We start from the raw sequence: 14,276 nt of genomic DNA, 5'->3' as shown, positions 1-14,276 counted from the left end.
TATTCCCCCTGTTCTTGTTTCAACTATTTCAGATTGCCGACAAAGAAGGTGGCAAATTCGCGGTCCCGCTCCTGGGTTCTTACCACGATGGTGTACCAGCCTGTTTTCGGGAAGGTAACCTTGAAATTACTGCTCACCAGTTCAGCATAGGTCAGCTTCTGCTTGACCAGCTTCAGCTGTCCCTCACGGTACAGACCAGGGTAATACAGAATATCGAATGTTCCTGCCTGATTGACCTTGTCTACTCCGCCTACCTTCATCAGATTGAAGCCGGATACCTTGAAGGTAATGGTATTGGTATTGAACAATGCTGATTCGCCGGAAGAAGCCGAGATTAAGGTGTCATTACCGAAGACCAGCAATCCGCCGTCCTTCACGACTACCACATCCTGATAGACCACCGTCTCATTGCCTACCTGGTCAACCGCCGTGTACGCTACCCGCTGGCGTCCAAGCTTGCTCAGGTCCAGCCCGCTGACAGATACCTTCACGTCCGCTGCTGCCGATACATTATCGGAAACGGTGAAGCCCCCGAGATCGGTACGGAAGTTAAAGTCCTTCTTGTTCTGGACAATTCCTACCGTTTCCTTGTTCAGTGTCAGCTCAGGTGCTGTGTTATCAAGTCCGGCAATGGTCACCGGAACCTTGTTCACATTGCCCAGAAGATCCGAGATGGCAATAACCGCTGACCCGCTGCTCTCAAAAGCACGCCAGTAGCTGTACGTTCCATCTGCTTTACTAATCTGGTTCGTATAAGCAGTTCCGTCTGAAATAGGTCTTACGCCCGAGAACATCTGGTTAGGGGCAGCGACTGTGCCGCTAAGTGTAACCTTCACTTTGCCCTTGGCATATTTCTGTCCGCCGATGGTCACAATCTGATCGGCCGGGACGGCTTTGCCATCGGCATCCACAAAGGTATAGGACACTTTGTCCGGTACTGGCGGTGAAGAGAGAATATTCGTTACTTTTTCTTTAATAACTGCTGTATTACCGTACACATCCGTCACCGTGAATGAAGCCGTTCCATTCTCCATGAGTGTAATGCTCTTATCCGGACTGATGATGTTGAACGCTTTAGCCGAAGCATCCGCCTTCTCTACCGTAACCGTAACGCCGGTGGAGAAGAGCACATTGCCGCTGCTATCCTTCAGGGTACCGAAGGTTTGGCTGCCATTCTCGCCATATTGGTAGGAACGGACCAATTTCACCCTAGGGGCTTCCTTGTTAATGTTCGCAACCGTAGCTTCAACCGTATTGACATTTCCGGCAGCATCCTTAATTTCGAATTCGAACTTGCCGTTCTCCGTGAACGTGTAGGCCGTCTTGCCGCCATTGTTCACAATCGTGACCGGCTCAGAGGTGCTCTGAAGATAAGCAACCACATTCCCGTTCGTACTCTCCATGTATGAATATTCAATGGTTCCTTCAGGAGCAGTACCGTCAATATTCTTCACGACCAGATACAGCGTATCTGTCCGGTCCGGATCACTAAGATCGGTCAGATCGAAGCTGTAATAGCCATTCTCGTAGATCTTGAATGAATTCCCTGTCCGCACCGGCACCGAAGGATTAATCTTCGACGGCATGACGCGGATACCCGGCGGGAGCGTAATCTCAATATCTGCGCCAACCTTGGCGTTGACCGGACTGTTCACGCTGAGCGAAGCAAGCGCGTAGACCGGCTCTACGCTGGTAGAGGCACCATCGATATCAAGCTTGGCTGCTTTACTGATTAGACCGCCCGGCGTTCTGTACTTCACCCAGACCTGAAGCTCCTCAGGCTTGCCAGTTGGAACCTTCACTGCTACAAAGTTGGTGTAAGGCCTCCAGTTCAGCCAGCTCACCCCGTTATCCGGTGAGACTGAATATTCATATCCGGTCTTGTCCTCAGATTCGAGACTCAGCTTCACAATTGCCGTGTAGCCGTCTACTGTATCACCGGACAGATAGATTAGAGAAGACTTGGCATCCGACACCGGCGCTTCCGGTTTGGTCGTTGCCGAGACCTTGAAGGTTCCTGCAGTTGCCTTGATCGTGCTGTTTCCAGCTCCGTCAACCGCGAGTACATATAATCGGTATTCAGCAATTTCTCCGGCATCCAGCGATTTGTCGTCGATGGATACTGAGCCGCCTGCTGGGACAACCTCCCATTTGGTAGAAGACTCTGTAGGTACGTCTGCACCCGGTTCTTGTCTGACCCATTGATACTTGCTGACCAGTCCTGTTTTGCTGTAGAATTCCGACACGCTAATCTTCGTCTTCTGCAGCGGCAGCGGGTAAGCAACTGAATCAGGACTGAAATATACTGCCGGTGCTTCATTGTCAAAATAGTAAGCCTTCGAGTAGTAGTACGTTTTGTCGCTATGCTTCACCATAAGATGAATGTATTGCGTTCCGTTCAATTCTGGTTTAGCAGGAATGACATAGCTGTAAGTCGCTTCACTTACAGAAGCACCACGGCCCTTGGCTGCCAGCTTGGCGTCTGTGCTGCCTTCTGGTGTCGCTGACGGTTCAGATGCTTCGGCTGATGCACCTGGTGTCGCTGACGGTTCAGTTGCTTCTGCTGAAGCAGTTGGCGTCGCTTCAGGCTCTGCACTGCTATCCGGTGCCGGAGTCTCTTCAGAATCAAGCGGCGTCAGTGAAGGCGCTGCTGGCCCGGAGGACAAGAACTTCATTATGGCTACCGGACCGATGCTTGCTGTAACCTCCGGCTCAGCCGGAGTACTAGGCTCTGTAGGGGCACCAGACGCTTCCGGTTCCGATCCGTCTTCTATCAGGCTTTTATCAGACATTGGGGATATGCCGGACGACCCGGAAACCTCCAATCCGGTGAATTCACCATCTCCCGGACGAAGAGAGCTTTCGCTGATGGCATAGCCCACATAATCGGGATGCACGCCGCTGATCGAGAATGTAACATCATGACTTTTCACATAATTCGGATTGGCTTCCGGCGTGAACTCTGTTGGAATTGCCGCCTCTGAACTTACAACCACCGCTCTTTCCTGCGGTGTCTTGATCGTCTCATTGCCCGCAAGATCCAGCGCCTTCAGATAGAGCCAGTAAGAGCCGTCCTCATCAATATCCTCATAGGTAGACCGGGTTACAGTCGAGCCTGTGAATGGTGTATCCTCCCACTTGGTGGATGCCGGGGAATCCCCGTCTTTTACCCATTGGTACTGTACACTGCTGACTCCGCTATGCGGGTCCTTGACCAGAGCCTGCACCGTGGCGGTGTCCTCGCCGGCCAAGGTAATGGCTGGTCCCTGGTTGTCCAGCTTCAGCACGCCTACTTCATGCGTCCAGTTAGAATCGTCATTCTTGAAATCCTCAAGCGGCCAGACGCTCAGATCGCCATATTGTCCAACAGCCGCGAGCGCCTGATTGTCTGCATAGAAGATTTTGTCTGCTTCTGAGCCTGGCGCTTCTGCTTTCCAGGAATCATACAGCTCCTGATGGGTTGCGACATAAGCTTTTTTCTTCTCGTACTGCATCAGCTCTCTGGCTGAATCCCAGGACATATCGGCCGTCCAGGTATGCAGGTACCACTCCCCGCTGTTGCCTTCCTCGAAGGCTTCCGCCGGAGGGGCTAGCAGGTTCGTCTTGTTGTTCACTACAGATAGCTGTACATCCTCGAATTCTCCGGGATACAGCTCTTCCGACGGCTGCTTGGCGGAGAGTGCATAACGCTTAAGCGCTGCATAATGATCTCCGGCTACACCGGCGAACGGATCAGCCTTATCCTGGCTCCACCAGTAGTACACCAGACCCACCGAAGGTGAGGCTTCCGCACTCATATTGGAAGGGCGGTAGATCCCGCGGCTCGGCCGCTCCGTACCACGGTCAGCGACGGTAGGATCAAGATGCGGTACTATAATGGAAGGATCGTTGGCGTCAATCGTAACCTTGCCTTTTTTGGCATACTTCGCATCCGTTGCACCGCCTGCCTCGAACCGGTATCCGATCACCGGCTGCGTGTTGTCGATGAACAGGTTGGCCCAGTCAATTTTGGAGTTGGCGAGCGAGAAGTCACCGCCTTCAATACCAGCGATCTTCTCTTCATGGATTCCATCGAAATTCGCAGGCTGAATCAACAGATTCCCGGCGTAATCCTGAATGACATCGGTATCCATTTGGATCGGCTCACTGCCGCCCTTGGCATCATTAGATATAGCTATGGCCTTGAGAAGCGGGGTTTCCACCGTTTTGCCGTCAGGCACGGTCATGCGGAAGCTCCAATTCGGTGTATTCCGGCCTGCAACATAATAGGCTTTCATTCCGTTATTAAAGAGGATGAAGGTTTTCTTCTCATCCCAGCCGGTTTTGGCAATCGCCTCTTCGGTCATCTGCAGGGTGAAGTCAATGACATCTCCCTTATTGAGCGTAACCCCGGTAAGGATCTCCGGCTGAATGCCATTCTTGGTCTTGGAATACTTGGGACGTACGGCATCAACGATGACGCGGTATCCGCCACGGTCGAAGTCAAACGGATTCCCGGCCTTGCGCTCCACCCAGGAATTGCTGCCGCTGCTCGGCACGGTGTTGAGATTGAAAACCGCCTTGTTCCCTGCTGCATCACTGAGCACGGCTTCTTTCAATTTATTCTCCAGCGACAGATCCATCTGTGCACCGCCGGTGGTTCCTCCGGTGATTAACGGTCTCAGCGGAAGGTTGCTGCTGTTATGGAAAGGAACTCCTGTATATCTGTAGGCAATTTTCTTTTGGTAGGAATTCAGATTGTTCACATTAAAAGATATATTCTGCAGATACTGCTGCTGTCCGGCCGCTGGCAATCCAGTATCCGGATCATTAATGAACAGCTTATGCCGCAGGAAATAATCAGAATTGGCCTCCACTACCGAAGTCGGTCTGACCGGCTCGCTGAAGTTGTAGCTGAGCGTGATGTTCTCGTCTCTTTTGACATACAGCTCTTTCTGATTAATGTTCTCGTTCAGACGTTCTGCACCGTTGCCGGTGAAGGTATAGTTATCGATGACCGGACGCTTGAGATCCTGGAACTTGAGGTAGAATCCGCGTACACCTGCTGCTTCACCGTCGTCATCACCTTCGCCCCAAACCCTAATGTTAATAATAGAATCAGGTTTGATGATGGCCTTGGCCGATTTGTTATACCGCTGGCTGCTGCCGGTTCGTTCATTAATAATATTTTTTCCGTCGATGCTGACTGTAATGGATGAATGACGTGTCCATAAGAACCCGGAGTGGCGGCGCAATACTGAGAATCCTGTAAGCATCTCCGCATGTCCGCTAAGCGCCATATTCTTCAGAATCGGGTTGTCGGCTACCTTCACCTCAAATTGAACCGTTGCTTCATTATCATTGACACCGGCAAAGATATCGCCCTTGGCCCAGTCGTACTTGGCATCTTTGTCGGTTTCTGTCTGCTTGAAGCCTTCCACCATATCATTGTAAAAGTTAATAAACGTATTATCTGCGGGGTAGGACAGATTCCCTACATGGGCTCCGGTCTTGAATGTGACTTCAAAATCATCACCCGCAGCCTCTGCCAGTCCGCTAAAGGAACTGGGTATTAACGATAACAACATGCTAAGAATCAAGCTTAGCGAGGTATATCTCTTCAATCTCCTGCTCATTAACAATTGATGCTCCCCCTTATTCATTCATCATTTCCTGTCCGGCATGCAGCAAGCTTCGTTGTAGTCTGGATTCACTCCCTATGCTTCCGCATTCTCCTTTCGCCCTGCCCTCCCGTGGACAAAAAATACTAGTCATAAACTACCTATTTTTTCATATCTGCGTTTATTCTATCAGGCGGCTCTAAACAAACTCTTAACAAATCTCGACAAAAGGTGCGTCAAAGGCCCAAAAATAGGGTTAATATACTCGAAAAACGAAAAAAGTCCTGGGATTTTCGAAAAAATATCTAAAAATAAAATAAACCGCACTGAGATTAGCTCAGTTGCGGTTGGTTAGAGTTACCTTCACACCAGCACATTGTATTGTTTTCCGTATACATTTGGCCATGCACCTGCGTGCGAGCACATTTCTTCAAAGTAGGATAGAGCCGTTTTGTAATTCCCCATAGCATATTCCTCTTCACCTAGGTCATATGCGTTAAAACTGTTCATTCCCCTGTCCTCTCTATATTTCATTCAAAATATCTTAAAGCAATTGCTCACAGCTTATCTGTTCTACCTGCAACCCTTTGAATACAGGTAATATCCTGTCCAGATACCAGCTAAAATCAGTGATGTCGGTATCATCTTGCACTATCAATTTCTTTCTTGCTATCGATAGACTAAACATGAATTGCTTCGTGTTAAAAACAAGCAGCTCACAGCCAATTTCAGAATCTGCCCGCATTAACTCAATTCCGATAATCTCATTTTTATTCTGTTTTTCCTTGAATAGCTCAAAAAGGCTTACAATCGCAGTCAAAAACATTTCAGCATATTATCCAGACTATATTCTGGAAGCTGAGGCTTGCTCCAATAACGGGTAACACGCATGAGCACATTACACATTTTCCCTCTAGATGTTCTAATAGCGGGCGTGTCATAATCATCGTTCCAGACCCACTCGCCCTGATATTTATTGCATAACCACTCCCCAACGAAGGCACTTGCATTCAAAAGCATCTCCCAGTCAGGGGCATCATTCTTCTCTTTCTTTTTTATAATTAAGAAGTTCTCTATTTCTTTGAAATCATCCATTTGCTCAAGCTTAAACCCATATTCTTGTTCAAAAGCTCTCATTCTATGATATGGATCAATCATTAATTGCTTATTAATAGAAATATCCGGCGTTAAATCTGGAGTACTCTTAATCTCTAGCCATGAGAATCCATAGATTACAAGCAGTTCTTCTATTTCACTAAAAATCCCCGACAGAGATGCTTCGTCAGAATAATACCACCAGTGGTCCATTCTTCTTGTAAAACTGCTTATTTGCCTTTTATCAAAAATATTGATTGATGTGTACAGCTCCACTTTAAATGCTTGATACATATGATTACTCTTTTGAAAGCTGACAAACTGCTTCACTTTATCATTGAACAGTTTACTGTAAACCCAAGATACACTGTCCGTTTTAGGTTCAATTGAAAAGCCATGTTGATGCAGAGTGTTCTCCAAATATTTCTTCAGAGCCATTCTAAATGAAATCAAATGCTCCACTCCCTTTTTCATTACAAATGAAGACCTTGCTCCATCTATTCTATCTTATTTGGTCTGCCCCATCCCATATTTCTTATAACAAAAGCGCCCCAAGAACCTTACGGCTCCCAGGACGCTTTCACTTCATCAATCTTCTGATCCATTCCTTCACGCTTACTTCGCAGACACAGTGATGCTGTCCAGGTTAGGGCCTTCGGTGCCCGTAGTGACCACTTTCAAGGTATTGACTCCCTTGTCCATAGGAACCTCAATGGTGGTCTCGCCCCAGGTCCCCCAGCTGCCCGTAGCTTCAAAAGGAGCCGCCGTGACAACTTTGCTGCCGTTCACATACATATCCAGATAGCGCGTGCCTTTCTCCAGGGCATATCTGAATTTCACATTCTTGGTGCCGGCTATGGCCGTATTAATGCTGTTCCATTGAATAGATGCATTCGAAGGGGCATTGAAATTGACGAATTGAATAGTGTTATCCCCCGAATAAGTGCTCTCAATGACCGAGTTGACCAGCGTGGTATTCTTCTCTGCTTCATACAGGGTGCTGGATTTGGGCGGGACTGAGCTTAACTCCACTACAACAGTAGTAACGCTCTGCGCCGGCAGTTCGGCTGTGAAGGAGCTTCCGCCCACATTCCGGCCCGGCTGAGCCTCCAGATTCCGGGTGCCGTCTGTTACCCAGGAAGCTACTGTCGACGCGGCTCCATTGTTCAGAGTGAAGCTTTGATTGGCCGCAGTATTGCTCTTGTTGATCGCTACAATAACGACCTTATTCTCACCCTTGTAGGCCGAAGTGTAGATGTTGTCAGCAGGATTCTTGGTAGCCTCCACTCTTACATAGCCGGGACGGACAAACTTAGAGTAGTGAGCCATATTGTAACCGCGCTTGCTGATGGTGCCGTCTTCGTTCATCGGGCTGTACTGTCTGCGGATATACCACCACACATACGCCTGGAAATCCCCTTCGGCCATGGCATTGTAAATATGATAAGAGACATCCAGCGCCTCAGGCCAGCGGTCCGCCGAGCTCGCTTCACTGTTCGGGTAGTAGACCTCTGTCATCCACAGCTCTTTGCCCGCTCCTTTTTGCTTGAACAGAGGGTAAGGGAAATCACTGAATTGGGTCCCATAGGTATGGGCACCGAGAATGTCCATATTGGCAAGCGCCTGCGGATCATTCAGAATCTGGTCAGACATCGATTTCACATAGGAAAAGGATTCGGGTGCCATCACCCGGTTATGGATCGAGCCAGCGTTCTCTTTCATAAACCGCAGAATTTCATCGGCAGACCACCAGGTCCAGTCATCGGCGTAATCCGGCTCATTTTGAACAGAAATAGCGTACAGATTGACACCATTGCTTTTCATAAAAGAGTCAAATTCATTCAGGTACTGGGCATATGCTTCATATTTATCGTATCTGAGACGCTTCCCCGTCTTCGGCTGAACAAAAGCAGTCACATTGATGTTATCAATAGCCGGACCTTCCGTTCCCGTACTTACCAGCTTTAACGTACTTGTGCCATTCGCCATGGATACCTGGATAGACTGTTCACCCCAGCTTGACCCGCTTCCGGTGGCTGCAAAAGCAACGTTGCTGAGCGTTTTTGTACCGTTCACATAGACATCCATATGGCTGGTCCCGCTTGGCAGGGCGTAGCGTATTTTGATATTTTTGGTTCCTGTGCTGCCAATGAAAATCGTATTAAACTGAACAGCCGCACCGGCGGTATTCTGAAGCTTAACATAACCTGTTCCTGCGTAGCCTGAATTCGTATGCTCTGCCTGGGCACCCGTCAAAGTAGTTCCCGACTCTGCTTCATAAGTGGTGCCTGCGCCCGCACTTGGGTTAAGCGTGAAGTTCTCGACCATATCCGCCGGAGGATTCCAGGGGGTGGCAAACACGATTGCGCCTTTCTCAATCGCTTTCCGGGCGGTAGCTACCTCCCGTATCCAGTTGTTCTTATTCTCATCAATGGGAATTCGCAGGACCGTAAGGCCTAACTGATTGTCCCCATTGCCAAAAGCCGTCTCCCGCTGAGCAGGCGTCAGATCTCCGATCCACCCGGTGTGGTTCATGCCGCCGAAGCCGCGAATGACTTGCTTTTCCGCCGCTACATCAATGGTTACATCACTTGCAGCAGATACACGGGCAGGTACAGGACCTGCTAGTACGGTGGGCAACATTGTTGCCAGTGCCAGTAATGAGTACACTGTCTTTTTCATACGGTTTTTCATTCTGTTCCATCTCTCCCCAGTCATCATGATTTGTTGGCGGTTCACGGTTATGTACTTAGAATCGTTTATCCCTGATGATCGTAACATGTTTTGCCGTGATTGAAGATCAGGCGGCAGAACTATCTGAACCATGGCTTTCACGGGGTAACGACAGGCAGGCAATACAGCAAATAAAAGCCATTTATTTCATCAGACGAGCCTTTGGTAGGAGGACGATTAGGTAGATGTACCATTGAATACCTTCATCACGGAAAGCGAAAGTGACTCCACGCACCTCCCCGGATTATTTCTTCTGAACTGTTCTGATCACATTCCTGAGACCTCCGTTTACTTTCATTAAGGAAAAAGCACTAACACACATTACAGAAACACTTGAAAATCTTCACGACAAGCTTGCAAAAAAAGAGCGCTCCACCAACCTCTCCGGCTGTGGAACGCTCTTTCACTTTACCTTCAGCTCTTGGCCGCCCGCTGCCCGATCGTCCGCCCTACCTGCTCCAGGATCGCGGACACCGAGGCCGGGTCCTTCACATCATACTCGTCAATATTCAGGCGCAGCACCGGGCAGGCGCTGAATTCATTGATCCACTGCGAATAGCGGGCGTGCATATGCTCCCAGTAGGAGACATCGGTCTGGATCTCCATCTCGCGGCCGCGCTCTTGAATCCGGTTCAGGATGGAAGACAGGCTGCCTTCAATATAGATCAGCACATCCGGGTGCGGGAAGTACGGCGTCATCACCATCGCCTCGTAGAGGCTGGTGTAGGTGGCATAATCGGTCGGGGACATCGTGCCTTGGTCGGCGTGCATTTTGGCGAAAATCCCGGTGTCCTCATAGATCGAGCGGTCCTGCACGAAGCCGCCGCCCAGCTCGAACATCTTCTTCTGCTCCTTGAAGCGCTCCGCGAGGAAATAGATCTGCAGATGGAAGCTCCAGCGCTCAAAGTCATGGTAGAACTTCTCCAGATACGGGTTATGGTCAACCTGCTCCAGCGAGGTCTGGAAGCCCAGGCGCTCCGCCAGTGCTGCGGTCAGCGTGGACTTACCGACGCCTACCGTTCCGGCCACCGTAATAATCGCATTGCCGGGGATATGGTAACTGTTCATTGCATAAGCTCCTTTACTTGTTGCGCGATAGCAGCGAAATCCTCTGGGTTCTCCACGAAATCCACCTGATTACCGTCGATAGTGAGAATGATCGTAGACGGTTCGCGGCGGGCCAGGGAGGCCATGGCTTCGTCATAATCCTCAATTAACTGCTGCAGGTACGCAGGCGCGATGACCTCTTCAAACGTACGGGCGCGCTTGGCGATCCGGGCCAGCAGCGTATCCAAACTCGCCCGGATATACAAAATAATGTTCGGCTTGGGGAAATCATCGGTCAGAATATGATAGATCTCCCGGTATTTGTCCCGTTTCGATCCCTTCAGCGTCCGCTCCCCGAAGATCAGATTCTTATAGATATGATAGTCCGAAATAACCGGCTTCCCTTGATCTATGTACTGCTCTGTCGTCTCTTCAAGCTGCTTGTACCGGTTGCAGAGGAAGAACATCTCAAGCTGGAAGCTCCAGTCGTCCATATTCTGATAGAACTTATCCAGGAACGGATTCTCTTCGACAATTTCTTTGATGACCGGAAGCTGCAATTCGCTGGCGAGCATGGTGGCCAGGGTGGTTTTACCGGCCCCGATCGGGCCTTCCACGGCTATAAAAGGTGCATGTTTCATTAACACTGATTTCCCCCTCAAATACGGACAATTCCAAAAAACAGACTAAATCATTGTACCACAGGAGCGCCGCCTGCATCGGATATTTTTCAAGAAACTTTTTGCGCCCAAGCAGCGTCTATAGTGAAGGTGCAATGATATGGAAACTACTAATGATAGGGAAAGTAGAGGATCACATGATGAGAAAAAGAAATTTACTGATGAGCATCACCATGAGTATGACCGCAATCCTGAGCGTATGGACACCGGCTTATAGCTCCGCAGCAAGTGCAGCGGCCTCCGGCATCGCTTCCTACGGACCCGATTATCTGATCAAGGGCGACGGCTCCCTCTGGGTCTGGGGGAACACAAAGTCCGTGCCTACGCAGGTACAGGGATTGAGTGATGTGAAATCTGCCTTCCCGCTGTGGAACGGCGGACTGGCGGTGACCAAGGATGGCAGCGTATCCAGATGGGAGACCGACGCTAAGGGCAGTGAAATCTTGTCTGGCGAGGACATGAAGAATATAACCGGAGTCCAAGGGATGTACCCCCGTTACCTGGCCGTCACCGGTGAAGGCAATGTCTATTCTACAGAGGTCTCGTCGGATGGAAAAACTGCACCTCCCTTTACCCAAATTCCGGGCCTGGATCATGTTGCAGCGATCTCTCAATATTACGAGAGTAACAAGCTTAACAACAACAAATATAGCAGTTGGGAGCGTTACCTGTTCCTGAAGACAGACGGGACGGTCTCGACCAGTATTGATGAACTCGCCACTTTTAAACCAGTTGCCAATCTGAAGGATGTTGTCCAGCTTGAGCAAAATTATGCGCTCCGCAAGGATGGCAGTGTCTGGACCTGGCCGGTTCAGGATAGTTATGAACCTAAGACTCAGGGTGACCCTGCCCAGGTGAAGGCTGTTCCTTTTGCCGGACTGAAGGATATTAAGTCTCTGTACAACAACGGACGCACCCGGCTCGCCATTGATGGACAATCCCGTCTATGGTTCTGGGGCTCCACCGTTACCGGATATTCGGATGGCACTACGTATCAGGATCAGCCCATTCCGGTAGTCTTCTCTGGGATCAGCAAGGTGACCGATGCCTACATCGTTGAACAATCTATTGTGGCACTGACCGCAGACGGCAAGGCCTATGCCGCTTCGATTGCTGCAGACCGCATGTCGCCGAACGCCAAGTTCACCTTGCTCCTGTCCGATGTCCAGTCAATGAAGGGCGACAGAAGACACATCATCATGCAAAAGAACGATGGCTCCCTCTGGGGCTGGGGCGTAAACAAGAATGCCGAGCTCGGCTACGGCACTTATGAGTTCAGCTATAAGGAGCCTGTCCCGATGCAAAAGCCAATCTCCGTCACTCTTAACGGCGAATCGGTCGCCTTCACAAACGGTGTTATTACACGTAACGGTCAGAACTTCATTCCGCTGCGTTCGCTGTTCAGCAAGATGGGCGCGACTGTCGGATATTCTACGGATAAAGTAGCCACCATCACCGGCACCGCTGCAGACGCATCCCCGCTAACTATTGTGATCAACACCGTGACCGGAGCGACAACCGTAAACGGTAAAAGCGTAACTCTGGCCAATAAGCCGTTTGTCGTTAACGGCTCCGCTTATCTACCGTTGCGCTTCATTAGCGAACAGCTTGGTGCCAAGGTCGATTGGCTGCCGCAGGAGAGCAGAATTGCGATAAGTTTGAAGTAAGGGCGTTCCAAGAGACCAGAGTTCGAGATACATCCAATGTTGCACATCATGCAGGATTTCTGGCTGGGTAAGGAGCAACGGCGGGGAATGTTGTACATTTTGCAGGATTTCCCGCAGTTAGACTGGCCAGATCAGCCTATTGTTGCAATATATGCATGATTTCAGGCATCTGGACGGATTGGGGGCTGCATTGTTGCATTTTCTGCAGGATTTCCCCTACTTGCCCAGTTGGCGAACATAAAGCGCCCCCTCAGCCAAAGCTGAAGGGGCGCTTCTATTTTGCATCTATTGATCTGCTTCTTCCGATTAAGACAACCGCCCGCTGAAGTCACTGTATTCGAACTCGCGGATCACCTTCAGGCCTTCTTCTTCATTATAAGAAGCGATGGCTGGCAGGTTGACGCCGTTGAACATGTGGTTCTTCACCATGGAATAATGCGCCATGTCGGTGAAGATCAGCTTGTCGCCGTATTTCAGCGGCTCGGGGAAGGAATAATCCCCGATCACATCGCCTGCCAGGCAGGTCATGCCGCCCAGCCGGTAGGTGTACGGGAATTCGCCCGGCTGTCCGGCTCCGATAATTCCCGGACGGTACGGCATCGCCAGTACATCCGGCATATGGCATTCGGCAGAGGTATCGAGAATCGCGATATCCATGCCGTTATGCATTGTGTCGAGAACCGTAGCTACCAAATAACCAGTGTTCAGGGCGATCGCCTCGCCTGGCTCGAGGTAGATCTCTACATTATAAGTCTCTTTCATATGCAGAATGCACTTGATTAGTGTCTCCAGATCGTAGTCGGGACGGGTAATATGATGCCCGCCGCCGAAGTTCAGCCATTTCATGCCGTGCAGATACTGTCCGAACTTCTCCTCCACGACCGTAAGCGTCCGCTCCAGCGTGTCCGAATTCTGCTCACACATCGTATGGAAGTGCAGCCCGTCGATTCCGTCCAGCTCGTCCGGCCGGAAGTTCGGCAGGGTGACGCCCATGCGGGAATAGTTATAGCAAGGGTCATACAGTGGCACTTCAATCTCGGAATACTCCGGGTTCACGCGGATGCCGCAGCTGATCTGCTTCGGTGCGCTCTGTACCCGTTCCTTGAACCGGCTCCATTGATCAAAAGAATTAAACACAATATGATCGCTGTACCGCAGCAGCTCATCGAACTCGCGGTCAACATAAGCCGGTGCATAGACATGCACCTCTTTGCCCATCTCCTCGAAGCCCAGACGGGCTTCGAACAGGGAGCTGGAGGTCACGCCATGCAGGTATTTGCCGACCAGCGGGTACATCGCGTGCATGGAGAAGCCTTTTTGCGCAAGAAGGATCTTGGCTCCGCTCCGCTCCTGCACGTAATTCAGGGTCTCCAGGTTCTTCGTCAGCAGCCGCTCATCCACCAGGTACGCAGGGGACGGCAGGTTGCTGATATCGATATCGATGTCTTTATTCT

Annotated in this window: 6 protein-coding genes and 4 pseudogenes; 1 reads left to right on the top strand and 9 read right to left on the bottom strand. The window is 50.2% G+C overall.

The features are described 5' to 3' along the window. Window positions 1-23: 23 nt before the first annotated feature. From MHI24_RS26545 to MHI24_RS26510, 8 genes and pseudogenes are all read right to left on the bottom strand, one after another. On the bottom strand, window positions 24-5,615 hold the full coding sequence (locus tag MHI24_RS26545) for a hypothetical protein (protein WP_340022547.1): 5,592 nt from the start codon (window positions 5,613-5,615) through the stop codon (window positions 24-26). 801 nt (window positions 5,616-6,416) lie between these two features. Next, window positions 6,417-7,148 carry a hypothetical protein gene (locus MHI24_RS26540; RefSeq protein ID WP_340022546.1) on the bottom strand — a complete coding sequence of 244 codons (732 nt, stop codon included), beginning with the start codon at window positions 7,146-7,148 and terminating at the stop codon, window positions 6,417-6,419. Between the two features lie 162 nt (window positions 7,149-7,310). After that, a pseudogene (locus MHI24_RS26535) lies at window positions 7,311-7,544 on the bottom strand (carbohydrate-binding protein); the annotation flags it as partial. A 180-nt stretch (window positions 7,545-7,724) separates the two neighbouring features. Continuing rightward, window positions 7,725-8,582, bottom strand: a pseudogene (locus MHI24_RS26530) (glycoside hydrolase family 30 beta sandwich domain-containing protein); the annotation flags it as partial. A 78-nt stretch (window positions 8,583-8,660) separates the two neighbouring features. After that, window positions 8,661-9,023, bottom strand: a pseudogene (locus tag MHI24_RS26525) (carbohydrate-binding protein); the annotation flags it as partial. Further along, window positions 9,009-9,389 (bottom strand): annotated as a pseudogene (locus MHI24_RS26520) (glycosyl hydrolase); the annotation flags it as partial. The pseudogenes MHI24_RS26525 and MHI24_RS26520, both read right to left, overlap by 15 nt. A 453-nt stretch (window positions 9,390-9,842) precedes the next feature. Then, the gene (locus tag MHI24_RS26515) at window positions 9,843-10,496 is read right to left on the bottom strand and encodes a deoxynucleoside kinase (protein ID WP_340022544.1); all 654 of its coding nucleotides are present in this window, start codon (window positions 10,494-10,496) and stop codon (window positions 9,843-9,845) included. Then, complete coding sequence (locus MHI24_RS26510; RefSeq protein WP_340026802.1) at window positions 10,493-11,116, bottom strand: deoxynucleoside kinase; 624 nt, start codon at window positions 11,114-11,116, stop codon at window positions 10,493-10,495. Before MHI24_RS26510 ends, MHI24_RS26515 begins: the two co-directional genes overlap by 4 nt. Window positions 11,117-11,292: 176 nt before the next feature. Here MHI24_RS26510 and MHI24_RS26505 point away from each other — a divergent pair, with 176 nt between their 5' ends. After that, the gene (locus MHI24_RS26505) at window positions 11,293-12,822 is read left to right on the top strand and encodes a stalk domain-containing protein (RefSeq protein WP_340022543.1); all 1,530 of its coding nucleotides are present in this window, start codon (window positions 11,293-11,295) and stop codon (window positions 12,820-12,822) included. Window positions 12,823-13,128: 306 nt separating this feature from the next. Here the strand turns inward: MHI24_RS26505 and nspC are convergent, their stop codons facing one another. After that, entirely contained in the window at window positions 13,129-14,265 is a 1,137-nt protein-coding gene (gene nspC / locus MHI24_RS26500; protein ID WP_340026801.1) for a carboxynorspermidine decarboxylase, read from the bottom strand. Between the last annotated feature and the right edge of the window lie 11 nt (window positions 14,266-14,276).

It is taken from the genome of Paenibacillus sp. FSL K6-1096 (assembly GCF_037977055.1).
Classification (GTDB): Bacteria; Bacillota; Bacilli; order Paenibacillales; family Paenibacillaceae; genus Paenibacillus_AQ.
This window is presented reverse-complemented; position numbering and strand designations above follow the sequence as displayed.